We start from the raw sequence: 23384 nt of genomic DNA, 5'->3' as shown, positions 1-23384 counted from the left end.
GAATAGGACATTTTGTCCCATCCCATCGTTGTGGGCGTTGCGCTACAGCGAGCCTATTACGTCCGATCGGAACCATGTCGATGACCACCGCCTCATCCGCATCGCTTGAACGCGACGCCCGCGCCGTCAACACCCATGCGGAGCATCAGGTCCGTCCGGGCGAGATCGCGATCGGCGTCATCATCGGGCGGACGTCGGAATTCTTCGACTTCTTCGTCTATGCCATCGCCTCGGTTCTGGTGTTCCCGACCGTGGTCTTTCCCTTCATGGACCGGATCAGCGCGACCCTGTGGTCGTTCGCGATCTTCCCGCTCGCCTTCATCGCGCGCCCGGTGGGCACGCAGATCTTCATGGCGCTCGACCGCCGCTACGGCCGGGGCACGAAGCTGACGATGGCGCTGTTCCTGCTCGGCACCTCGACCGTGCTGATGTCGTTCCTGCCCAGCTACGCCTCGATCGGGATCGCCTCCGCGGTGCTGCTGGGGCTGTTCCGCATCGGCCAGGGGATCGCGCTGGGCGGCGCATGGGACGGTCTGCCCTCGCTCCTGGCGCTCAACGCGCCCGACAGGCAGCGCGGCTGGTGGGCGATGGTGCCGCAGCTCGGCGCGCCGATGGGGCTGATGGTGGCCAGCGGGCTGTTCGCCTTCTTCGTGTCGGTGCTGCCGCCGGAGGATTTCATGTCCTGGGGCTGGCGCTATCCCTTCTTCGTCGCCTTCGCGCTGAACGTCGTGGCGCTGTTCGCGCGACTGCGCATCGTCGTGACGCCCGAATATTCGGAAATGTTCAAGAACCGCGAGCTGACCCCGTCGCGCGTCACCGCGACCGTGAAGGCGCAGTGGCGCAACATCATCATCGGCGCCTTCGCCCCGCTCGCCAGCTTCGCACTGTTCCACATGGTCACGGTGTTCCCGCTGTCCTGGGTCGCGCTCTACACGCAGGAGAGCATCGCGCGCTTCCTGGTGATCGAGATGGTGTGCGCCGCCTTCGGGCTGGGCGCGATCGTACTGTCGGGCGTGCTGGCGGACCGGATCGGGCGTCGCAGCCTGCTGGGCTATACCGCCGCGGGCATCGCGGCGTTCAGCGGCTTCGCGCCGCAGCTGCTGGGCGCGGGCAGCGCGGGCGAGGTGCTGTTCATGGTGATGGGCTTCATCCTGCTGGGGCTCTCGTTCGGCCAGTCGTCGGGCGCGGTGACCAACAATTTCCCCAAGCGCGCGCGCTACACCGGGGCGGCGATCACCTCCGATCTGGCCTGGCTGTTCGGCGCCGGCTTCGCGCCGCTCGCGGCGCTGGCGCTGACGCAGGCGTTCGGGCTGGTCGCGGCGGGCGGTTACCTGCTGTCGGGCGCGCTGGGTACGCTGCTGGCGCTGGGGCTGAACGTGGAACTGGCGAAGCGGCTGGATTGAGGGCACTCTCGTCACCCCGGACTTGATCGAGACCTCTGCAAAACTCAGATCGTTGTTCCCCGGCGAAGGCCGGACCTTTGCAACACAGGTGCAACGGCACCGAGCCCGCACCGTGCTCCTGCGCAGGCAGGAGCCCAGGGCTCAGCAGAACAACGCCTTATGGGACCTGCAACCCTGGGCTCCTGCCTTCGCAGGAGCACGGCATGGCATTTTGCAAACGTCCCGCGAAGGCCGGGGGCTCGTCGGGCCCCGGTTTCAGTATCGTACGAGCGTGCCGATGCTCGGCCCCGGCCTGCGCCGGCGCATGGGAAAGGGCTTTTGCAAAGGTCCAGCCTGCGCCGGGGAACGGCAAAATCGTCGAGCGATCCACGACGTTTCGCAGAGGTTTCGTTCGCAGAGGTTTCGAACACGTCCGGAGTGACGTGAAAACGGAGGTCAGGCGCCCCTCACATCCGCCGGTGCTTGCCCCCGTAATGCCGCCCGATATACGTGCCGATCTTCGCCATTTCGTCGGCGGCGGCGCGCGCGGCGGTGGCGCAGCAGGGGATGGGGTCGCGTTCGGCCTGCGCCGCGCGCATGGCGACGCGGTCGCACAATTCCTCGATATCGGCGCGCGACAGCAGGTTCTTTTCCCGCAGCATGCATAGCAGCGTCTGCAGAATGACCATCGCTTCGTCGCCGTTGCGCTCTTGCGGCATCATCGGCTCTCTCCTCGTCCTGTAAAGACGAACGAGAGAGTACGCCAAACGCTCCCCCACGCAAGAGGCTCAGTCGAGCCCGCCCCCCAGCGAACGGTACAGCTCCACCAGGTTGCTCGCCCGCGTCAGGCGGGTCGTCACCAGCTGCTGCTGCGCGGCATAGGCGGTGCGCTGCGCATCGAGCGAGACGAGGAACGAATCGACCCCGGCGCGGTAGCGCGCGTCCGACAGCCGCGCCGCCACCTGTGCCGCATTGGCACGCGCGGTCTGCGCCGACACCTGCTCGCCGATCGTGCCGCGCTGCGCCAGCGCATCCGCCACCTCGCGGAAGGCGGTCTGGATCGTCTTCTCATAGGTGGCGACCGCCGCCTGCTGCGACGCGCGGGCATAGTCGAGATTGCCCTGCCGCCGCCCGCCGTCGAACAGCGGCAGCCCGATCGACGGCGATCCGGTGTAGGTGAAGCTGCCCCCGCCGAAGAGCCCCGACAGCGCGGTCGAGATCGTCCCCAGCGTCGCGGTGAGCGAGATGGTCGGAAACATCGCCGCGCGCGCCGCGCCGATATTGGCGTTCTGTGCGATCAGCTGATGCTCCGCCTGGAGCACGTCCGGGCGGCGCAGCAGCACGTCGGACGAGATGCCCGCGGGCAGCGCGTCGCGCGTCACCGTCTCCACCGCCAGCCCGGTCGGCAATTGCTCCGCGGGGACGGTGGTCCCGGCCAGCAGGTTCAGCGCATTCTGGTCGCGCGCGATCTGCGCGGTCAGCGCGGCGATGTCGTTGCGCGCCGACTGATAGTTGGTCTCCGCCTGCCGCGCCTCCAGCTCGGAGGCGACCCCGATGCGGAATTGCGCGCTGGTCAGCCGCTGCGTCTCGGCGAACGCCTTCAGCGTCTCGCGCGCCAGGCGCAGCTGCTCCTGGTCCGACGCCAGGGTCAGCCAGGCGCTGGCGATCTCCGCGATCAGGCTGATCCGCGCGGCGCGCTGCGCTTCCTCGGACGCGAAATAGCTCTCCAGCGCGGCGCGGTTCTGGTTGCGGACGCGCCCGAACAGGTCGAGCTCGAACGCGGAGAAACCGGCGTTGACCGAATAGAATTCGATGTTGGACGAGGTGGCGCCCACACCGGCACCCACCCCGGCACCGACCCCGCCGCCGCCGGCATTGCCGCCCGTCCCCGCGCCGCCGCCGGCGCTGCCGCCGGTACCGCCGCCCGCCGCCCCGCCCTGCGCCCCCGCCGCACCGAACAGGTTGTTGGTGAAGGTGGCCGAGCCGCTGAGCGTGGTATTCGGCACCAGATCGGCGCGGGTCACGCGGTATTGCGCGCGCGCCTGGAGCACGTTCGCCGCCGCCACCCGCAGGTCGCGGTTGTTGGCGAGCCCGGTGTCGATCACCTGCCGCAGCCGGTCGTCGAGGAAGAAGTCGCGCCAGCCGATCCGGCTGACGTCGGCCGCGTCGCTGGCCGCGGCCGGGTACACCCCGCCCGAGGGGAGCGCCACCGGGACGGCGCCGGTCGGCCGCTCGTATTTCGGTGCCAGATTGCACCCGGCGAGCGCGGTGGACAGCGCCAGCAGCGCCAGGGTGGAGATACGCTTGGTCACGTCAGGCCCCTTCATGAGCCGGTTGATGGTCGCCGCCGGCGTGCTCGTCGCGGGCAGGCTCCTTCTCGTGCTGCCCGAACAGCCGCAGCACGACGACGAGGAACATCGGCACCAGGAAGATCGCGAGCACGGTCGCGGTGAACATGCCGCCCACCACCGCACGCCCGATCGCATTCTGCCCGCCGGCGCCCGCGCCGGTCGAAACCGCCAGCGGCAGCACGCCGAACATGAAGGCGAGGCTGGTCATCAGGATCGGGCGCAGCCTGAGCTTCGCCGCCTCCACCGCCGCATCGAACGCGCTCATCCCCTCGGCGATACGCTCCTCGGCGAATTCGACGATCAGGATCGCGTTCTTGGCCGACACGCCGATCGTGGTGATGAGCCCGACCTGGAGGTAGATGTCGTTGTTCAGCCCGGTGATCGCCGCCGCCAGCAGCGCGCCCAGCACGCCCAGCGGCACCACCAGCAGGACCGAGATCGGCACCGACCAGCTTTCGTACAGCGCGGCAAGGCACAGGAACACGATCAGCAGCGACAGCGCGTAGAGTGCGGGCGCCTGCCCCCCCGACAGCCGTTCCTCATAGGACAGGCCGGTCCATTCCAGCGTCGTCCCCGGCGGCAGCTTGGCATGGATCGCCTCCAGGGCGTCCATCGCCGCGCCGGTGCTCTGCCCCGGCGCGGGGCTGCCCTGGATCTGCATCGCGGGCTGGCCGTTGTAGCGCGTGAGCTGAACCGGGGCATTGGCCCATTCCAGCGTCGAGAAGGCGGTATAGGGCACCATCCCGCCGTTCGTGCCGCGCACGAAGAAGGAGCCGATGTCCTCCGGCTTCACGCGGAACGGCTGATCGGCCTGGACATAGACGCGCTTCACGCGACCGCGGTCGATGAAGTCGTTGATATACGCCCCGCCCCAGGCCGCCGCGAGCGTGCTGTTGACCTGCGACAGGTCGAGGCCCAGCGCGCGCGCCTTGTCCTGGTCGACGTCGACCTTCAGCTGCGGCGCGTCGTCGAGGCTCAGCGGGCGGACCTGCGCCAGCGTCTTGTCCTGCGCGGCCATGCCCAGCATCATGTTGCGCGCCTGCATCAGCCGCTCGTGCCCGATGCCGCCGGTATCGACCAGCTGGACGTCGAACCCGGTGGCGTTGCCCAGTTCCTGCACCGCAGGCGGCACCAGCGCGAAGATCATGCCGTCCTTGTACTGGCTGAACGCCCCCATCGCGCGGCCCGCGATCGCCTGCGCCTTGTTCTGCGCGCCCGAGCGATCCCCCCAGTCCTTCAGCGCGATGAAGGCGAGGCCCGTATTCTGCCCCTGTCCGGCGAAGCTGAAGCCGTTGATCGTGAACACGCCGTCGACGTTCGCCTTCTCCGCGCCCAGGAAGTGATCGAGGACGAGGTTCAGCCCCTTGTCGGTCCGCGCCGAGGTGGCGCCCGAGGGCCCCTGCACCAGCGCGATGACGGTGCCCTGATCCTCGTCGGGCAGGAAGCCCGAGGGGAGCCGGACGAACAGCACCGCGACGCCCGCGACGATCAGCGCATAGACCAGGAGCGACCGCTTCCAGCTGCGCGCGGTGCGCTTCACGCCCGCCTCGTAGCGGCGCTGGCCGTTGTCGAACTTCTCGTTGAACCAGCGGAAGAAGCGCGCGAGCGGGCCGTTGCCCTCCTTCTTGGCCGGGTCGTGCGGCTTCAGGATCGTGGCGCACAGGGCCGGCGTCAGGATCAGCGCGACCAGGACCGACAGCACCATCGCCGAGACGATCGTGATCGAGAACTGACGGTAGATGACCCCGGTCGACCCGCCGAAGAACGCCATCGGCAGGAACACCGCGGACAGCACCAGACCGATGCCGATCAGCGCGCTGCTGATCTCGTCCATCGACTTTCGCGCGGCTTCCTTGGGGCTCAGATGCTCGGTGACGATCAGGCGCTCGACGTTCTCGACCACGACGATCGCGTCGTCGACCAGCAGGCCGATCGCCAGCACCATGCCGAACAGCGTCAGCGTGTTGATCGAATAGCCCGCGATCGCCATCACCGCGAAGGTGCCCAGCAGCACGACCGGGACCGCGATCGTCGGGATGAGCGTCGCGCGCCAGTTCTGGAGGAACAGGAACATCACGAGGAAGACGAGGACGACCGCCTCGATCAGCGTGTGGACCACCTGCTCCACCGACAGCCGCACGAACGGCGTGGTGTCATAGGGATAGACGACCTTGACGTCGCTCGGCAGCTGCTTGGCGAGCTCGGCGGTCTGCGCCTTCACCAGTTCGACCGTCGACAGCGCATTGGCACCCGGTGCCAGCTTCACGCCGAAGCCCGCCGCGGGCTTGCCGTTGTAGCGGCTGTCGAAGCCGTAATTCTCCGCGCCCAGCTCGATCCGCGCGACGTCGCCCAGCCGCACGATCGCGCCGTCCGCCCCGCTCTTCAGCCGGATCGCGGCGAACTGCTCCGGCGTCTGGAGCCGCGACTGGACCGAGACGGTCGCGTTGAGCATCTGCTCCTTGGGGGCCGGCTGCGCGCCGATCTGCCCGGCGGAGACCTGCGCGTTCTGCGCCTGCACCGCGCCCTGCACGTCGGCGATGGTCAGCTGGTAGCTGTTGAGCTTCAGCGGATCGACCCAGATGCGCATCGCATATTGCGAGCCGAAGGTCTGGATCTCGCCCACGCCGCTCACCCGGCTGATCGGGTCCTGCATCCGCGACACGATCATGTCGGCGAGGTCGTTGGCGCTATGCGACCCGTCCTGCGAATAGAGGCCGACGACCAGAAGGAAATTCGCGGTGGATTTCTGGACCTGCAGCCCCTGCTGCTGCACTTCCTGCGGCAGCAGCGGGGTCGCCGCCTGCAGCTTGTTCTGGACCTGAACCTGCGCGATGTCGGGGTCGGTGCCCTGTTCGAACGTCAGCGTGATCGTCACCAGCCCCGCGGACGAGGACGAGGACGAGAAGTAGCGCAGGTTGTCGATGCCCTTCAGCTGCTGCTCGATCACCTGCGTGGTCGTGCGTTCCAGCGTCTCGGCATCGGCGCCGGGATAGGTGGCGGTGATCGACACCGCGGGCGGCGCGATCTGCGGGAATTGCGCGATCGGCAGGCTGCGGATCGCGATCCCGCCCGCGAGCATGAGCACGATCGCGATGACCCATGCGAAGATGGGCCGATCGATGAAAAAGCGTGACATGGAGCGTTACTTCGCTGGCGCCGCGGACGGCTGCTGTTGCGGTTGGCCGGGCTGCTGGGCCTGCCGGGCGTTCGGCGACCACGGCATGGCCTTCACCGCCATGCCGGGGCGCAGCATCATGCCGCCCTCCACGATCACCTTGTCGCCCGGCCTCAGCCCGGCGGTGACCAGCCAATTGTCGCCGATCGTGCGCGACGTCGTCAGCTGGCGCGGCTGCACCTTGCCGTCGGCACCGACGATCATGGCGGTGGCGCGTCCCTTCTCGTCGCGCGACACCGCGCGCTGCGGCACCAGGATGCCGTCGCTCTGCGTTCCCTCGACCAGCTCGGCGCGGACGTACATGCCCGGCAGCAGCAGCCCGCGCGGATTGGGAAAGAGCGCGCGGATCGTCTGCGTACCCGTCGCGGGATCGACGCTGACATCGGCGAACTGCAACGTGCCCTCGACCGGATAGACCGAGCCGTCCTCCAGCCGCAGCCGGACGCGCGCCGCCCCGCCGCCGCGCGACAGGTCGCCGGCGGCGATCTGCTGGCGCAGCCTGAGCAGGTCCGCACTCGACTGCGGCACGTCGACATAGATCGGGTCGAGGCGGCTGATCGTGGTCAGCGGGTCGGTCTGCGATGCGGTCGCGAGCGCCCCGGTGGTCGCGACCGAGCGCCCGATCCGGCCCGAGATCGGCGCGCGGACGGTGGTGCGCGCCAGGTCGATCTGCGCGCTGCGCAGCGCGGCGGACTGCGCCGCGACATCGGCCTGCGCCTGCTGCGCCTGGGTGATCGCATTGTCGTAGTCCTGCCGCGAGATCGCGTTGATCTTCACCAGTTCGCCGTAGCGGCGCTGGAGCGCGGAGGTCGAGGAGATGGCGGCACGCGCGCGGGCCAGCGCCGCGCGCGCATTGGCGACCTGCGTCACATAGGGCTGCGGATCGATGCGATAGAGCGCCTGCCCCTTGCGCACCGAATCGCCCTCCGTGAACAGCCGCGCGGTGATGAGGCCGCTGACCTGCGGGCGCACCTCCGACATTTCGTAGGCGGTGGTGCGGCCCGGCAGCGTCGTCGTCAGCGTCACCGGCTGAGTCGCGACCGTGACCACGCCCACCTGCGGCGGACCCGCCGGCTGTTGCTGTTGCGCATCCTGCTTCCCCCCGCAGGCGGCGAGCGGCAGCAACAGCAGCGCGGAGAGCGCAAACCCCTTGTTCGGCATGTGTGTCTCTTTTATGATGGCGTGAGTGATCGCTCACTCACAAATGCTGCTACTGCGAAGAAATGGCGACGTCAATATGGAAGAGGCAATGATCGGCGAGACGTCGAAGATAGTGGGGACAGCGATCCGGGACGCATGCACCTCGCCCCGGAACCGGGACGGCAAAGTCAACGCACGACGCATGAAAGTGGTTCAGGCGGCACGGGAACTTTTTATCGAACACGGGTTCCACGCCACCGGCATCGCACGGATCGCACAGGCGTCGGGGGTGCTGGTCGGGCAGATCTACCGCGATTTCGCCAATAAGGAGGCGATCGTCGCCGCGCTGGTGGTGGAGGATCTCGACCGCTGCCTGCGGCCGAACGAACTGTGCGCGGCGGGCGGGTCGGGCGATCGCGACGCGATTCGCGCATGGCTGCGCAATTATCTGGCGGGTTCCGAGGTCACCGACGTGCGGCTGGTGATGGAGATCATGGCCGAAAGCGCGCGCAACGACCGTATCAAGGAGGTGTTTCGCAGCGTCGATTCGCTGATGCGCGCGCAATTGACGGCGGCGCTGTCCGCGCTGGCGCCGCCGGGGGCCGCGCCGGAGCGGGTCGCCTGCCTCACCGATGCGGTGCGGATCATGGGGGGCGGCAGCTTCCACCACTGGCTGTCCGAGGGGAAGGGCCCCGCCGCACCCGTGGTCGACATGCTGATGGACCTGATCGAGCGTGAAATCGCCGCGCTCGCCGAATCGTAGCGACCCGGCGGTTGCCGCGACCGCGCGGGTCATGCAGAGCCGCAGCGATGGACGAACCGCCCGCCACCCCGCGCCGCGCGACGATCCGGCACGTGTCGCAGCGTGCGGGCGTCTCGATCAAGACGGTCAGCCGCGTGCTCAACAACGAACGCTACGTCGGCGCCGAAACCCGCGCGCGGGTGCAGGATGCGGTCGCGGCGCTCAACTTCCGCCCCAACCTCGCCGCCCGGTCGCTGGCGGGGCGGCGCAGCTTCCAGATCGCGCTGGTGTGCGACAATCCCAGCCCCAATTACGTCTATGCGATGCAGACCGGCATCCGCGACCGCTGCGAGGCCGACGGCGTGCGGATGATCGCGCAGCCCTACGACCGCGCGTCGCAACGACTGGTCGAGGAGGTCGAGGCGCTGATCGACGCCAGCCGGCCCGACGGCGTCGTGCTGACCCCGCCCGCCAGCGACGACGCGGCGGTGCTGGACCTGCTCGCCCGGCGCGAGGTGCGGATCGTGCGCGTCTCCCCCGGCACGCACGCGCAAACCAGCGCCTCGGTATCGATCGACAACCAGACCGCCGCGCGCGAGATGACCGCGCATCTGCTCGCGCTGGGGCACCGCCGCATCGGCCATGTCGCCGGCCATCCCGATTACGCCACCAGCGCGCAGCGTCGCGCGGGCTATGAGGCGGCGCTGACGGCGGCGGGCGTCGCGCTCGACCCCGCGCTGGTGCGGACCGGCTTCTACGACTTCCCCAGCGGCGCGGCGGCGGCGGAATCGCTGCTCGACCTGCCGGACGCGCCGACCGCGATCTTCGCCGCGTCGGACGACATGGCCGCGGGCGCGCTGGCGGCGGCGCATCGCCGCGGCGTCGCGATCCCGCACGATCTGTCGGTGGCGGGGTTCGGCGACGATCCGCTGGCGGGTTACGTCTGGCCCGCGCTCACCACGATGCGCCAGCCGGTCCGCGACCTGGCCTGGCATGCCGCCGACCTGCTGCTCGCCCCCGAGGACACGCACGAGCAGCGTCGGCTGGAGCATGTGCTGGTGCTGCGCGATTCGACGGCGACGCCGCGCGAGCCACGCTGAGGTCTGTGGGGATTCATCGTGAGTTGATGACGGCTGCGGCGATGTAGATCATGGCCTCGAAGCTGCGGTCGGTCTTGCAGGCGCGCATGGCGATGCGCTTGAACTCCTTGAGCTTGCAGAAGAAGTTCTCGATCAGGTGTCGCCACGCGTAAATCGCAGCATCGATCTTGAGCTTCTGCGCACGGCCGGGATGCTGTGAGATGACGATCCTGGCGCCGCGTTCGTTCAACTCGGCGACGAGCGCGTTGCTGTCGAAAGCCTTGTCGGCGATCAACCCGTCAAAGGCGATGCCCTCGATCAGCGGCGGCACCTCGACGCTGTCGTAGCGCTGGCCCGGCATCAGCCGGAACCGCACGAGGTTGCCCAGCGCGTCGGTCAACGCGAGGATCTTGGTCGTCATGCCGCCTCTGGAGCGACCGATGGCCTGGCTCTGAGTCCCCCTTTTGCGCCCTGACCGTGACGGTGGACTTTAACGATCGTCGCATCGACCATTGCATATTCAAGGTCAGGATCGTCAGACAGGGCATCGAATATCCGCCTGAAAACATCGGCTTCGCGCCAGTCGCGGAAACGCCTGAACGCCGTGCTCCAGTTCCCGAACCGCTCCGGCAAATCGCGCCACGGGCTGCCCGTACGCGCAATCCACAACACCGCCTCTACAAACAGCCGGTTGTCCCGACCGCTCCGTCCAGGGTCACTCCGCTTGCCCAGGCAATGCGGCTCGATCTTCGCCCATTGCGCATCCGTCAGTACGTCTCGATCCATCCACAGCGTGAATCACATCCGCGCAGCTTCGTGTATCCCCACACACCCTAGCCGATAGGCGTGGCATCCGTTCGTGCTGAGCGAAGTCGAAGCACAGCCGTTACGCCTGCCCTTCGACTGCGCTCAGGGCGAACGGAGGTTCTACCTACTATTCACCCCACCAGGAACACCGCCGCCGCCAGCGACAGCGCGAACGCCACCACCGTCGCCCCCGCGATCACCATGATCGGCCGCACCCCCGCTTCGAGCAGTTGCGGCAACGGAGAGCGGATCGCGGTCGCCGTCACCGCCGCCGCCAGCAGCGCGGTCGCCGCGGTCTGCGCCGCGTTCGTCACGATCGCCGGGATGATGCCGGTGGAATTGACCCCCGCCAGCACGAAGAAGCCGACGACGAACCACGGCAGCCCCTGCCCCTTCCCCGCCTCGCCGCGCGGCAGGAACAGCGCCACCACCGCCAGCACGGGGGCCAGCAGCGCGACCCGCGTCAGCTTGACGATCGCGGCGATCTGGCCTGCGCCGTCCGAATAGGAATAGCCTGCACCCAGCGCCTGCGCGACGTCGTGGATCGACGCCCCCAGCAGGAACCCCGCCTTCAGGTCGCTCATGTGCAGCCAGTGCGCGACGAAGGGATAGGTCACCATCGCGGTGGCGGACAGGGCGGAGATGCCGACCAGCACCAGCGTCAGCTGCGCCTGGTTCGCGCGCCGCTCGCCCAGCGTCGTCGCCAGTGCCAGCGCCGCACTCGCCCCGCAGATCGCGACCGCGCCCCCCGCCAGCGTCCCGAACGCGTCGCTGAACCCCAGCCGTCGCGCGATCAGCACGCCCGCGCCGATCGTCAGCGCCACGATCGCGAGCACCGACAGCAGCGCCACCGGCCCCAGCGCCCAGATCTGCCCGAAGGTGACGCGCACCCCGACCAGCACGATCCCCCAGCGCAGCAGCGCGCGGCTGGCGAAGGCCGTCCCCGTCGCCAGCCTCTTGTCGGCGGAGAGGAAGTTGAGCGCCAGCCCGATCAGCAGCGCCATGAGCGTCAGCGGCGCGCCGTAATGGTCGGAGATGAACGCCGCCGACAGCGTACCCGCCGCCACCACGACCAGCCCGGGGACATGGTCGCGCCACGTCGCGTGCGGCAGCGGCGTCAGGTCGCCGTAGAGATCCGCCGCCATCGGCAAGGTGGGTCGCGTTCGCGTCATCGTCATGGCCGCCCCTGTACCGTCTTTTTGCTATGCCGTCAGGACTAGCGCAGGCAGGCCGCATATGACAACGTTATCTGAAAGCCGGACAGCAGGGGTAAGAGGATGACGGAAAGCGCAAACCGCGCACGTTGGGTGATCGTGGCGATGGTCTTCCTCGCGATCATGCTGAATTATGTCGATCGCCAGATCCTGGCGCTGCTGAAGCCGACGCTGGAGGCCGAATTCCGCTGGTCGGACCAGGATTACGCCAACATGGGCACCGCGTTCCAGATCGCGACCGCGTTTGCGTTCCTGGGCACGGGCTGGTTCATCGATCGCGTCGGCCTGCGCCGCGGGTTCGGGATCGGGGTGGGCGTCTGGAGCCTCGCCGGCATGGCCCATGCCTTCGCGGTCAGCGTTGCCGGATTCCTGGGCGCGCGCGTCGTGCTGGGCGTGGCCGAATCGATCGGCACGCCCGCCGCGGTGAAGACCGCCGCGACCTATTTCAACCACCGCGACCGGCAGATCGCACTCGGCATCGGCAATACCGCGCCCAATGTCGGCGCGGTGCTGACCCCGGCGCTGATCCCGCCGCTGGCGGTGGCCTTCGGCTGGCAGGCGGCGTTCCTGCTCGCGGGCGGGCTGGGGCTCGTCTGGGTCGCGGTGTGGTTCGCGCTGCGCGTGACGCCGGTCGCCCTCGACGCGATGGAGGCCGCCCCGATCCGCTGGGGCGACATCCTGCGCCGCCGCACCACGCTCGCCATCGCGATCGCGAAGGTCCTGTCGGATCAGGTGTGGTTCTTCATGCTGCTGTGGCTGCCGGACCTGTTCCATCGCCTGTTCGGGCTGCCGCAGGGGACGCTGGGCTGGCCGATCGCGCTGACCTATGGCCTCGCCGCGTGCGGCGCGCTGACCGGCGGATGGCTGCCGACGCGGCTGATGGCGCGGGGGTGGAGCGTCAACCGCGCGCGCAAGACGACGATGCTGATCTACGCGCTGCTCGTCACCCCGGTGCCGCTGGTGCTGTCGGTCGAGAGCCCGTGGGCGGCCGCGTTGCTGCTGGGCCTAGGGCTGTTCGCGCATCAGGGCTTCTCCACCAACGTGTTCGGCGTGGCGACCGACGTGACCCCGGCGCGCGCGGTCGGCTCGACGATCGGGATCGCGGCCTTCTGCGGCAATCTGTGTTCGATCGGGATGATCCAGTTCCAGGCGTGGGCGCTGGGGCACGGCCTCGGCTACACGCCCGCGCTGGTGATCTGCGCGACGTCGTACCTGCTGGCACTGCTGGCGGTCCACCTGCTGATCCCGCGTATCGTCGCGGTGGAAAGCGACGGCAGCGCGCCGCTGGTAGTGGGGCACTGAGCGAGCCGTGAAACACGTCACCCCGGACTTGATCCGGGGTGACGAAATTGTGCCTGTCGGGGTGCCCTAGAAATTCACCCGCGCGGTCACGCCATAATAGCGATCGGCGTCGCGCGGGATGATGTAGCGGTAGCTGCCGCCCGGCCCGCCCGAGGTGATCGCCGCGGCGAAGCTCTGGTCGAACAGGTTCTTGACCTGGAAGGTCACGCGGTAGCGGTCCTCGCTGTCGACCAGCCCCGCCGACAGATCGACCAGCCCATAGGCCTTGATCGTGGTCGCCGCGCGTACCGCCGCACTCGCATCGAGCTGCGACAGCTGGCTCGACTGGTAGGACCCCTGCGCACCCAGCGCGACGTCGACCGGACCGCCGGTGCGCACGCGATAGTCCGCGCCCAGCGACCCCTTCCACTTCGGCGCATAGCCCAGCGGCGTGCCCGAGGGCACGACGCCGGTCACGACGCCGTTGGTCGGCACCCTGAACTGGTCGACGCGCGCATCGGTATAGGCCAGGCCGCCGCTGAACGTCATGTCGCGCGCCGGCTGGAACAGCATGTCCAGCTCCACGCCGCGGGTCGAGATGCGCCCCGCATTGGTGAAGCGCGTCACCAGCACGCCCGCGACCTCGTCCGGGTTGTTCGCCTGGAAGTTGTTGTACTTGGCGTAATAGCCCGCGATGTTGACGACCAGCTTGCCGCCGAACAGCGTGTTCTTCAGGCCGATCTCGTAGCTGTCCGCGGTCTCCGGCTCGATCACGTTCGTGCCGGTCGCGGTCAGGTTGTAGAAGATGTTGAACGCCGGCCCCTTGTAGCCGCGCGCATAGGTGGCGTAGCTGGTCGACTGCGGCAGCAGGTCGTACTGGACGCCCGCCTTGCCCGACCAATTGTCGTTGGTCGTCTTGCCGGTGAACGGCCCGAAGCTGGGCTGGATGCCCGGCCCCGCGAGCGTCGTGTTGCGGCTGTGGAACACATCGAGCTGATCGGTGGTGTAGCGGATGCCGACGATGCCGCGGAAGCGATCGGTGAAGTTCAGCGTCCCCTGCCCGAACAGCGCGAAGTTCTTGAACACCGAGCCGAACACCGCGGTGCCGGTCGGACGGGTGGTCAGCGCGGGCACGGTGCTGCACGGCGTGCCGACCGGCGCGCTGTTGCAGACGATGTCGTTGCGGGTGAACGTCCGCGTCGTCTCCGCGCGCGAATAGAACGCGCCCAGCACGTAGCTGAAGAACTGGTCCGCCGGGCTGGTCAGCCGCAGCTCCTGCGTGATCGTGTTCGACACCTGCGGGCCGAAATCGTGCAGCTGGTTGAGGCCCGAATACGCCTGCGACAGCCAGTCGCCGTCGCGGATCTCGGTGTTGTCATACTCGCGGTACGAACCGATGTACGTCACGGTCTGGTTCCCCAGCTCCCAGTCGAACTGACCGCTGACGCCCCAGCTCTTCTCCGTGGTACGGGTGATGAGGTCCTGATTGATGAAGCGCGTGCGGTCCCCCTGTGCGGGCGGCAGCACGGTCGCCGCGAACGCACCGGCGCTGCCGACGGCGCCGGTCGGCGTCGTGCCGATCACCTCGGCGCAGCAATCGTCCTTCGACTCGCGATAATCGGCGATGATCGTCGCGGTGAAGTTGGAGGCCAGATTGGCGACCAGCATCGCACGCGCGCCGTAATGCTCGTAGCCGTTGACGCGGCGGTTGCCGTACGCCTGGTTGCGGATGTTGCCGTCGTAATTGCCGTAGAAGCCGGTGACGCGCAGCGCGACATCGCTGGTGACCGGCAGGTCGAGCGCACCGCGGACGCGATATTCGTTGCCGTTGCCGAAGTAATAGCCGCCCTCGACGAAGCCGCCCAGGTCCTTGCCCGGACGCTTGGTGACGATGTTGATGACGCCCGCCGACGTGTTCTTGCCGAACAAGGTGCCCTGCGGGCCGCGCAGCACCTCGATCCGGTCGATGTCGATCAGGTCGCTGAACGCCTCGCCCGCGCGGCTGTAGACCACGCCGTCGACGACGGTGGAGATCGACGGCTCGCCCGCGATCGAGAAGGTCGAGGTGCCAACGCCGCGCAGGAACAGCGACTGGTTGATCGCGGTGCCCGACTTGCGGAAGTTGAGCGTGGGGACGAGATATTGCGCGCCCTCAAGATTGACCGATCCGCGCGCGGCGAGCGCATCGCCCGACACGACCGAGATCGCGACCGGCACGTCCTGCAACCGCTCCGAGCGCTTCTGCGCGGTGACGACGATGTCGCCCGCGTTGGGCTCCGTCGCTTCCTCCGGCGCGGTCGCGGCACCCGTGGCGGTGCCGCCCTCCTGCGAAGCGGCGCCCTGCGCGCTCGCGGGCAGCGCCGCCAGCACGGCCAGCGCCGCGCCGGCCATCAATATCTGCTTCTTCACTATCTTACCTCCCCGAGAACGTATCGGTTGAAACCCCACTCTGTCGGTGGGGTATCACGTCTGACTACGGTGTCATCCAAGTTGATCTTTAGGCGGTGAAACCCAGTTCCGCCATCTCCACCACGCGCTTCTCGCGCGCGCTGATTTCCGCCGCGGTGCCGATCGCCACCGCCATCAGGCCGTCGCGCGCGGTCACCTCGACCTCGCCCGCCCCGCGCACCGCCGCGTTGAAGCGCTGATGCTCGTAGAAGGTGGAACCGTGATGGCTGCCCGCGTTCAGCGCGGCGGCATCGACATGGACGACGCGGCGCTCGACCTGTTTCGGATTCATGAAGCCGACGCGCGGGCTGCGCACGATCGCCCCCTCCGGGATCAGCACGTCGAGCCGCGCCTGGTCGCCGACCGCGGTGATCTCCTCCTGGTTCTCCGCGCCGTCCGCGAACATCGACAGGTCCAGCATCGCGCGCACGCCGTTGGCGAAATCGACCGTGGTATAGCTGTTGTCGATGATGTCGGGGCGGCGGCCGTCATAGGCCTCGTCCAGATGGTTCACGTCCATCGCGCCCGAGCAATAGACGCGTACCGCCTCCGAGCGGGTGATGAGCCGCATCAGGTCGAAGAAGTGGCAGCACTTCTCCACCATCGTGCCGCCGGTGTTCGCGCTGAAGCGGTTCCAGTCGCCGACCTTCTCCAGGAACGGGAAGCGATGCTCGCGGATCGACAGCATCCTGAGCGCGCCGACGCTGCCGCTGTGCACCGCGGCGATGAACTCCGCGGCGGGCGGCATGTAGCGATATTCCATCGCGGTCCAGAACGGCGCCTGGCTCGCCTCCGCCTGCTCGACGATCCAGCGCGCGTCCTCGATCGTCGTCGCCAGCGGCTTCTCGCACAGGATGGCGAGGCCGGCGTCGAACAGCGGGGTCAGCACCTCGCGGTGCGTGTTGTTCGGGCTGGCGACGATCACCGCATCGACGAGGCCGCTTTGCGCGAGCGCGGCGGCCGAGTCGAACGCCTGCACGCCGTCCGCCTTGTCGCCGAGCGCCGTGCGTGCCCAGCCGAGCGAGCGCTCGACCGGATCGGCGATCGCGGTCACGACCGCGCCCGGCGTGATCGCCAGGTTGTTGAGATGCTCGACACCCATCATGCCGGTGCCGACGAGGCCGTAGCGGACTTGCTCTCCCAAGGTTCTTGTCCCTATGTATGACAACGATGTCTGAAATGATCCTATCGCCCGATTCGAGACCGCTCGGCAAGAGCGGAATCACCGTCAGCCCGATTGCATGGGGGATGTGGCGCTTCGCCGGCGTCGGCCCCAAGGAGGGACGCGCGCTGATCGAGGCGGCGTTCGCCGCGGGCGTGACGCTGTTCGACACCGCCGACATCTACGGCTTCGACGGCGACGGCGGGTTCGGCGATGCCGAGTCGCTGCTCGGCCACATCCTGGCCGGGACGCCGTCGCTGCGGGGTGCCATGGTGCTGGCGACGAAGGGCGGGATCACCCCGCCGGTGCCCTACGACTCGGGCCGCGACTATCTGACGAAGGCGCTGGAGGATTCGCTGCGCCGCCTCCGGACCGAACAGGTCGACCTCTACCAGATCCACCGCCCCGACATCCTGACCCACCCGCAGGAGGTCGCGCGCACGCTGGAGGACATGGTGTCCTCGGGCAAGGTGCGCGCGATCGGCGTATCCAACTATACCGCGGACCAGACGCGCACGCTGGCGTCGTTCCTGTCGGTGCCGCTGTCGTCGCAGCAGCCGGAATTCTCGCCGCTGTTCCTCGATCCGCTGACCAACGGGCTGATCGATCAGGCGATGGAGCTGGACCTGGCGGTGCTCGCCTGGTCGCCGCTGGGCGGCGGGCGCATCGGCACGCCGGGCACGCCGCGCGAGGAAGCGGTCGCCGCGGCGCTCGACACGGTGGCGAAGCGCGCCGGGGTCAGCCGCGCGGCGGCGACCTACAGCTGGATCATGGCGCATCCGGCGCGCGTCATCCCGATCGTTGGGACGCAGAACGCGGGCCGCATCGCGGAGCTGGCGGACGCCTTCAGGATCACGTGGACGCGCCGGGACTGGTACGACGTGCTGGTCGCGGCGCGCGGCGAGAAGCTGCCGTAGTTTCCTGCCCTCCCGTCATCCCCGCGAAGGCGGGGATCCAGACAGGCCGACCTCATTCAGTCCCGCGACGGTCAGCGCCTCTGGATTCCCGGCTTCGCGGGAATGACGGCGGGCGGGGTGACGATAACCAAGACAGGGAGACGGATGTGAGCACCCCTTGCGAGATCGCGTGGTTCTCCGCGCTGTGCGACGACGATTACGAGTTCCTGGGCCAGCCCGATCCGCGGCTGCAATCCAGCTGGGAGCATTGCCGCGACATCGTGATGCAGGCGGAAACCGGCGGGTTCGACAACATCCTGCTGCCGTCGGGCTATGCGCTGGGCATCGACACCACCGCCTTCGCCGCGGCGATCGCCACGCTGACCCGCAGGATCCACCTGCTGATGGCGACGCGTATCGGCGAGGCGTGGCCGCCGCAGCTGGCGCGCCAGATCGCCACGATCGACCGCATCTCCGGCGGGCGGCTGAAGATCAACATCATCTCCTCCGACATGCCCGGCGAGACGCTGGCGTCCGCGCCGCGCTATCGCCGCACGGTGGAGGCGATGGAGATCTTGAAGACGATGCTGAACGGCGAGCATCTGAACCACCAGGGCGAATTCTGGAAGCTGGACATCGACCCGCCGCGCGTCGGCACCGTGTCGGGCAAGGCGCCGCCGCTCTATTTCGGCGGCCTGTCGCCCGACGCGCGCGACGCCGCCGCGCGCGCGTGCGACGTGTTCCTGATGTGGCCCGACAAGAAGGAAAACGTGGCCGCGATCATCGCCGACATGAAGGAGCGCGCCGCGACATACGGCCGCGAGCTGAAGTTCGGCTACCGCGCGCACGTCATCGTCCGCGAGACGGAGGCCGAGGCGCGCACCTATGCCGACCGCCTGCTGTCGAAGCTGGACGCGCAGCAGGGCGCCGAAATCCGCGCCAAGTCGCTCGATTCGACCTCGGTCGGCGTCGCCGCCCAGGCGGCGCTGCGCGAGAATGCGGCGGACGACGGCTATGCCGAGGAGAATCTGTGGACCGGCGTCGGGCGTGCGCGCTCGGGCTGCGGTGCGGCGATCGTCGGCGATCCGGACCAGGTTCGCGCCAAGCTGGAGATGTACCGCGAGATGGGAATCGACGCCTTCATCCTGTCGGGCTACCCTCACGCCGCCGAAGCCGATCTGTTCGCACGCCACGTGCTGCCGAACATCGACCACGCACCGCTATAAGGGGAAGATGCCGTGAGTGACGCCGGGACGAAGCCGTTGGTCGTGGGGATCGGCGGCACGGTGGGCGGGCCCTCCTCCACCGAACATGCGCTGCGCATCGCGCTCGCCGCGGCGCAGGCGGAGGGGTATCGCACCGTCCTGTTCGGGGGCGAGGCGCTGGGGCGCCTGCCGCTGTACGACCCGCGCGCACCCGAGCGGACGGCAGAGGAGCAGGAGTTCGTCGCCGCGGTGCGCGACGCCTCCGCGGTCATCATCGCCAGTCCGGGCTATCACGGCAGCATTTCCGGCGTGGTCAAGAACGCGCTCGACCTGCTGGAGGAAACGTCGAAGGACACGCCGCGCCCGTATCTGGCCGATGTGCCGGTCGGGCTGATCGCGACCGCCTACGGCTGGCAGGCGACGGGCTCGACGATCGCGGCGCTGCGCTCGATCGTCCATGCGCTGCGCGGCTGGCCGACGCCGTTCGCCGCCGCGGTCAATTCCGCGCAGACGAAGTTCGACGCGGACGGCGGCGCCAGCGACCCCGCGGTGGTCGAGCAGCTGCGGCTGGTCGGCAAGCAGGTCGCGCGCTTCGCCCCCGTCGCGGCTCATGCCTGACCGCGCGCTGCCGGGTCGTCGGCGTGCGCTCGGCCTGATCGGGCTCGGCGGCGCGGGGTTGGCGGCGGGCGCGGGCGCCCCGGCCTTTGGGCAGGCCGTCGACCTGGGCTTTGCCGGCGGCACGCGACAGCTGTCGGGCGACTGGCCGCAGAAGGGCGCGATGATCGTCCTGCGCGAGCGCGCGCCGCTGCTCGAAACCCCGATGAGCGCGATGGACGGGGAGGTCTTCACCCCCAACGACCGCTTCTTCGTGCGCTGGCACTATGACGACATCCCGCTGTCGGTCGACCCGGCGGCGTTCCGGCTGCGCGTCGGCGGCGCGGTGCGCCGGCCGCTGGCGCTGTCGCTCGATGCGCTGCGCCGGCTGCCGCGCGTCGAGATCGCGGCGGTGAATCAATGCTCGGGCAATTCGCGCGGGCTCTTCACCCCGCGCGTGCCCGGCGCGCAATGGGGCGACGGCGCGATCGGCAACGCGCTGTGGACGGGAGTGCGGCTGCGCGACGTGCTCGACCTCGCCGGCATCGCGCCGGGCGCGGTGGAGGTGCGCGTCGCGGGGCTCGACCGCCCGCCGCCCGGCGCGCCGTGGTTCGAGAAGTCGCTGGCGATCGACCATGCGCGCGACGGCGAGGTGATGATCGCCTGGGCGATGAACGGCGCGGCGCTGCCGCTGCTCAACGGTTTCCCGCTGCGGCTCGTCGTGCCGGGCTGGTATTCGACCTATTGGATCAAGGCGCTGGACCGGATCGAGGTGCTGACCGCGCCCGACGCCGGATATTGGATGGCGAAGGCGTATCGCATTCCCGCCACGCCGGGCGCGGACGTCGCCCCGGGATCGAAGGACTTTGCGACCGTGCCGATCGGCCGGATGGTGCCGCGCGCCTTCTTCACCGGCCCCGCCGGCGACACGAAGGTCGTCGCGGGCGACCCCTTCTACGTCCGCGGGCTGGCGATGGGCGGCGCGCACGGCGTGGCGCGGGTCGATCTGTCGATGGACGCCGGCGCCTCGTGGCACGCCGCGACGCTGGGCCCGGACAGGGGCCGCTACGGCTTCCGCCTGTGGGAGGCGACGCTGCCAGCGCTGCGCCCGGGCGGCTATCGCCTGTGGGCGCGCGCGGTGAACACCGCCGGCGAGGTACAGGGGATGAAGCCGATCTGGAACCCCGGCGGCTATATGCGCAACCCCGCCCCGTCGATCGCGGTGCGCGCGGCATGAGGGCGCTCCTGCTCCTGCTACCGCTCGCCGCCTGCTCGGCACAGCCCGATGCGCCGGCGGCGAACACCGCGGCGATATCGTCGATCCGGCTGCCCGCGGAGACCGCCGCGCTGCCCGCAACCCCCGCGGGCGAGCTGCTGACCGCGCGCTGCACCGCCTGCCACTCCGCCGATCTCATCACCCGCCAGCCGCCGCTGGATGCCGCGAAATGGCAGGCGACGGTCACCAAGATGCGCGAGGCGTACAAGGCGCCGATCGCGCCGGCGGAGGACAAGGCGCTGGTGGCGGCACTGCTGTCGGTACAGGTCACGCGCTGACCCGTCACCCCGGCCTTCGCGGGACCTTTGCAAAACGACTACGCCGTGCTCCTGCGCAGACAGGAGCACGGTGACACGTTCGCAAAGGTCCCGATCACGTCCGCGGCGACGGACCTATGCTCCGGATCAGCGCGACATATTGCGCGGCGATCGTCTCCGGATCGAATTGCCGCAGATGCGCGGCCAACAGCTCGTCCGATGGTCGCGGGAACGTCCCCGCGACCATGTCCCGCATCGCCTGCGCCAGCCCGCCTTCGTCCCCCGCCGCCAGCAATCGCCCCAGCGCGCCATCTGCCAACAGCTCGCGCGGGCCACTCGGACAATCGAAGGAGGCGGCCGGGCAGCCGACCGACAGCGCCTCCGCCAGCACGAGCCCAAAGCCCTCGTTCCGCGACGACAGCACGAACCCCGCCGCGCGCGCCATGTACGGCCGCACGTCGGGGACGAACCCGGGCATCGCCACGCTGTCCGCCAGCCCCAGCTCGCGCACCTGCGCCTCCAGCAAGCCGCGCAGCGGTCCCTCGCCCAGGATCAGCAGTCGAGCGTTCCCCGCCAGCCCGCTCGCCTGGAACGCGCGCAGCAGCGCCGCCTGATCCTTTTGCGCCACCATCCGCCCCGCGTTGGCGATTACCGGGCGGGCGAAGAGCGGCTCATGCGCCGGGTCGATCGCACCGGCGGCGGGGCGGTCGGGCAGCGGGTTGTAGATCGTGTGGACGCGCTCCGGCGGCAGCGCGAACTGCCGCACCACCTGCGCGGCCAGATCGCGCGACACCGCATGCGCCGCGACCACGTCGCGGTACAGCCACCGCTCCGGGGCATAGCCGAAGGCGGCGCGCGGCCAGAAGCGTGCGCGGCGCGGCACCTCCAGCGCGTTGTGGACGCTGATCGCGAGACGCAGCCAGGCGCGCCGCTTCGCCGCCAGCCCCGCCATCATCTTCGCGCTGTGGACGAAGGCGAAGAGCAGGTCGGGCCGCTCCGCATCCACGTAGCGCAGCAGCGCGGGCAGGCTCAGCATTTCGTTGGGCGCGTGCAGGTCGACGCCGTGCGCGCGATAGACGGGATGCCCGGCCAGCGCCCCCTCGCCCACCGCCGCCACCAGCCGCGCATCGATCCCCGCCGCGACCAGCCGCCCGGTCACGAACAGCGCGATCCGCTCGGCACCGCCGCCGGCCAGAGACGGCAGGAAGATCGCGACTTTCATGATGCGGCCCGTTAGCACCATGAGCGTGACGACCAAAGCCATCGCGATCCTGATCCACGACTTCAACTCCGGCGGCACCGAAGCGACCGCCTTCCGCCTCGCCACGGCATGGATCGCGCTCGGTCACCGCGTCACGATCGTCGCCGGCGCGGATCGCGGCGCCATGCGCGACCGCGTCCCCGCCGGCGCCGACCTCCGCCTCCTCTCGCCCGAGATCCCGCGCGCCGCCACGTCGCGGCTGCGGCTGGGCGCGGCGATGGCCCCGGTGCTGCGCGAAGTCGCGCCCGACGTCGCCTATATCACCGGCAACTTCCACTTCTGGATCGCGCCGGCGCTGCGCCGGGCGCTGCCCGGCCTGCCGATCGTCGCGAAGATCAGCAATCCGCTGCTGCCCGACCTGCCGCGCGTCGTTTCGGGAATCGCGCAGCGGACGCTGCGGCGGCTGACCGATGCGATCGACGTGTTCGTCGCGATGTCGCCCGAACTGGCCACGCGCGACCGTCCGCTCATTCCCCATCGCCCGATCCGGATCGCGCCGGAGCCCAATCTCGCCACCGACCACCATGTTTTGTCGCGCGAAGCACCCCCCGCCATCCCCCACATCCTCGCGATCGGACGGATGGAGCGGCAAAAGAACCTCGCGCTCGCGCTACGATCCTTCGCGGTCCTGCGCCGCGACCGGCCCGCGACGCTGACGATCCTGGGCGACGGCCCGCAACGCGCGCGGCTGGAGGCGCTGGCGCGGCGGCTCGGCATCGCGGCGGATGTCGCCATGCCGGGCTTCGTCGACGACATCGCGCCGCATCTGGCGGCGGCGTCGCTGCTGCTGCTGACCTCGCGCTACGAAGGCTTCCCCGCCGCGCCGGTCGAGGCGCTGGCCGCGGACGTGCCCGTGGTCGCGACGGATTGCTCCCCCGTCCTGCGCGGGCTGCTCCCTACCCCGCTCCACGGCACCATCGTCGATCATGCCACGGCGCCCGCGCTCGCCGCCGCGATGCGCGCGACCCTCGCTCAGCCCTTCACCTCGGGCGGGGTGCGCCCCCATATCGTCGCGGGCTACACGGCAGACGCGTCGGCGCGGCGCTATCTGGAGATCTTCGATGAGGCGATCGCACTCCGCTCTTGTGTTGCCCGATAGCAACACCATCTGACA

The 23384-nt window shown here is 69.3% G+C and carries 18 protein-coding genes and 1 pseudogene; 10 read left to right on the top strand and 9 right to left on the bottom strand.

Annotation, left to right across the window (positions count from 1 at the left end; all coding sequences use genetic code 11):
* Positions 1-74: 74 nt before the first annotated feature.
* On the top strand, positions 75-1403 hold the full coding sequence (locus PGN23_RS03750; RefSeq protein WP_335301495.1) for an MFS transporter: 1329 nt from the start codon (positions 75-77) through the stop codon (positions 1401-1403).
* Between the two features lie 446 nt (positions 1404-1849).
* Here the strand turns inward: PGN23_RS03750 and PGN23_RS03745 are convergent, their stop codons facing one another.
* The 4 genes from PGN23_RS03745 to PGN23_RS03730 all read right to left on the bottom strand — a co-directional run bounded on the left by PGN23_RS03745 (position 1850) and on the right by PGN23_RS03730 (position 8069).
* Entirely contained in the window at positions 1850-2104 is a 255-nt protein-coding gene (locus tag PGN23_RS03745) for a hypothetical protein (protein WP_335301494.1), read from the bottom strand.
* 66 nt (positions 2105-2170) lie between these two features.
* Positions 2171-3709 (bottom strand): efflux transporter outer membrane subunit, encoded by a 1539-nt coding sequence (locus PGN23_RS03740; RefSeq protein WP_335301493.1) that lies wholly within the window; start codon positions 3707-3709, stop codon positions 2171-2173.
* Positions 3696-6869, bottom strand: a complete 3174-nt coding sequence (locus tag PGN23_RS03735; protein WP_335301492.1) for an efflux RND transporter permease subunit — start codon at positions 6867-6869, stop codon at positions 3696-3698. The genes PGN23_RS03740 and PGN23_RS03735 overlap by 14 nt, the downstream gene beginning before the upstream one ends.
* Before the next feature lie 6 nt (positions 6870-6875).
* Positions 6876-8069 carry an efflux RND transporter periplasmic adaptor subunit gene (locus tag PGN23_RS03730; RefSeq protein WP_335301491.1) on the bottom strand — a complete coding sequence of 398 codons (1194 nt, stop codon included), beginning with the start codon at positions 8067-8069 and terminating at the stop codon, positions 6876-6878.
* Between the two features lie 88 nt (positions 8070-8157).
* Here PGN23_RS03730 and PGN23_RS03725 point away from each other — a divergent pair, with 88 nt between their 5' ends.
* Together PGN23_RS03725 and PGN23_RS03720 are read left to right on the top strand one after the other, a co-directional pair.
* On the top strand, positions 8158-8811 hold the full coding sequence (locus tag PGN23_RS03725) for a TetR/AcrR family transcriptional regulator (RefSeq protein WP_335301490.1): 654 nt from the start codon (positions 8158-8160) through the stop codon (positions 8809-8811).
* A gap of 47 nt (positions 8812-8858) precedes the next feature.
* Positions 8859-9890 carry a LacI family DNA-binding transcriptional regulator gene (locus PGN23_RS03720; RefSeq protein ID WP_335301489.1) on the top strand — a complete coding sequence of 344 codons (1032 nt, stop codon included), beginning with the start codon at positions 8859-8861 and terminating at the stop codon, positions 9888-9890.
* Positions 9891-9903: 13 nt separating this feature from the next.
* Here PGN23_RS03720 and PGN23_RS03715 read toward each other — a convergent pair.
* Both PGN23_RS03715 and PGN23_RS03710 read right to left on the bottom strand, forming a co-directional pair.
* Positions 9904-10655, bottom strand: a pseudogene (locus tag PGN23_RS03715) (IS5 family transposase).
* Between the two features lie 152 nt (positions 10656-10807).
* Entirely contained in the window at positions 10808-11821 is a 1014-nt protein-coding gene (locus PGN23_RS03710) for a YeiH family protein (RefSeq protein ID WP_335302070.1), read from the bottom strand.
* Between the two features lie 132 nt (positions 11822-11953).
* On the opposite strand from PGN23_RS03710, the gene PGN23_RS03705 reads away from it, so the two are divergent.
* Complete coding sequence (locus PGN23_RS03705; RefSeq protein WP_335301487.1) at positions 11954-13192, top strand: MFS transporter; 1239 nt, start codon at positions 11954-11956, stop codon at positions 13190-13192.
* A gap of 66 nt (positions 13193-13258) precedes the next feature.
* Here PGN23_RS03705 and PGN23_RS03700 read toward each other — a convergent pair whose 3' ends face one another.
* Together PGN23_RS03700 and PGN23_RS03695 are read right to left on the bottom strand one after the other, a co-directional pair.
* Positions 13259-15580 (bottom strand): TonB-dependent receptor, encoded by a 2322-nt coding sequence (locus PGN23_RS03700; RefSeq protein WP_335301486.1) that lies wholly within the window; start codon positions 15578-15580, stop codon positions 13259-13261.
* Between the two features lie 88 nt (positions 15581-15668).
* Entirely contained in the window at positions 15669-16763 is a 1095-nt protein-coding gene (locus tag PGN23_RS03695) for a Gfo/Idh/MocA family protein (RefSeq protein WP_335301485.1), read from the bottom strand.
* 26 nt (positions 16764-16789) lie between these two features.
* On the opposite strand from PGN23_RS03695, the gene PGN23_RS03690 reads away from it, so the two are divergent.
* The 5 genes from PGN23_RS03690 (at position 16790) to PGN23_RS03670 (ending at position 21030) form a co-directional block, all read left to right on the top strand.
* On the top strand, positions 16790-17698 hold the full coding sequence (locus tag PGN23_RS03690) for an aldo/keto reductase (protein ID WP_335301484.1): 909 nt from the start codon (positions 16790-16792) through the stop codon (positions 17696-17698).
* 146 nt (positions 17699-17844) lie between these two features.
* Positions 17845-18903, top strand: a complete 1059-nt coding sequence (locus tag PGN23_RS03685) for an LLM class flavin-dependent oxidoreductase (RefSeq protein ID WP_335301483.1) — start codon at positions 17845-17847, stop codon at positions 18901-18903.
* A gap of 12 nt (positions 18904-18915) precedes the next feature.
* Positions 18916-19500 carry an NADPH-dependent FMN reductase gene (locus PGN23_RS03680; protein ID WP_335301482.1) on the top strand — a complete coding sequence of 195 codons (585 nt, stop codon included), beginning with the start codon at positions 18916-18918 and terminating at the stop codon, positions 19498-19500.
* The gene (locus PGN23_RS03675) at positions 19493-20713 is read left to right on the top strand and encodes a molybdopterin-dependent oxidoreductase (RefSeq protein WP_335301481.1); all 1221 of its coding nucleotides are present in this window, start codon (positions 19493-19495) and stop codon (positions 20711-20713) included. The genes PGN23_RS03680 and PGN23_RS03675 overlap by 8 nt, the downstream gene beginning before the upstream one ends.
* The gene (locus PGN23_RS03670; RefSeq protein ID WP_335301480.1) at positions 20710-21030 is read left to right on the top strand and encodes a cytochrome C nitrite reductase; all 321 of its coding nucleotides are present in this window, start codon (positions 20710-20712) and stop codon (positions 21028-21030) included. The genes PGN23_RS03675 and PGN23_RS03670 overlap by 4 nt, the downstream gene beginning before the upstream one ends.
* A gap of 94 nt (positions 21031-21124) precedes the next feature.
* Here PGN23_RS03670 and PGN23_RS03665 read toward each other — a convergent pair whose 3' ends face one another.
* On the bottom strand, positions 21125-22231 hold the full coding sequence (locus PGN23_RS03665) for a glycosyltransferase (RefSeq protein ID WP_335301479.1): 1107 nt from the start codon (positions 22229-22231) through the stop codon (positions 21125-21127).
* A gap of 25 nt (positions 22232-22256) precedes the next feature.
* On the opposite strand from PGN23_RS03665, the gene PGN23_RS03660 reads away from it, so the two are divergent.
* Positions 22257-23369 carry a glycosyltransferase gene (locus PGN23_RS03660; RefSeq protein ID WP_335301478.1) on the top strand — a complete coding sequence of 371 codons (1113 nt, stop codon included), beginning with the start codon at positions 22257-22259 and terminating at the stop codon, positions 23367-23369.
* The last annotated feature ends 15 nt before the right edge of the window (positions 23370-23384 follow it).

It is taken from the genome of Sphingomonas adhaesiva (assembly GCF_036946125.1).
GTDB classification, from domain to species: Bacteria; Pseudomonadota; Alphaproteobacteria; order Sphingomonadales; family Sphingomonadaceae; genus Sphingomonas; species Sphingomonas adhaesiva_A.
The sequence above is the reverse complement of the archived record's forward strand: the minus strand, read 5'-3'. Positions and strand labels throughout refer to the sequence as shown.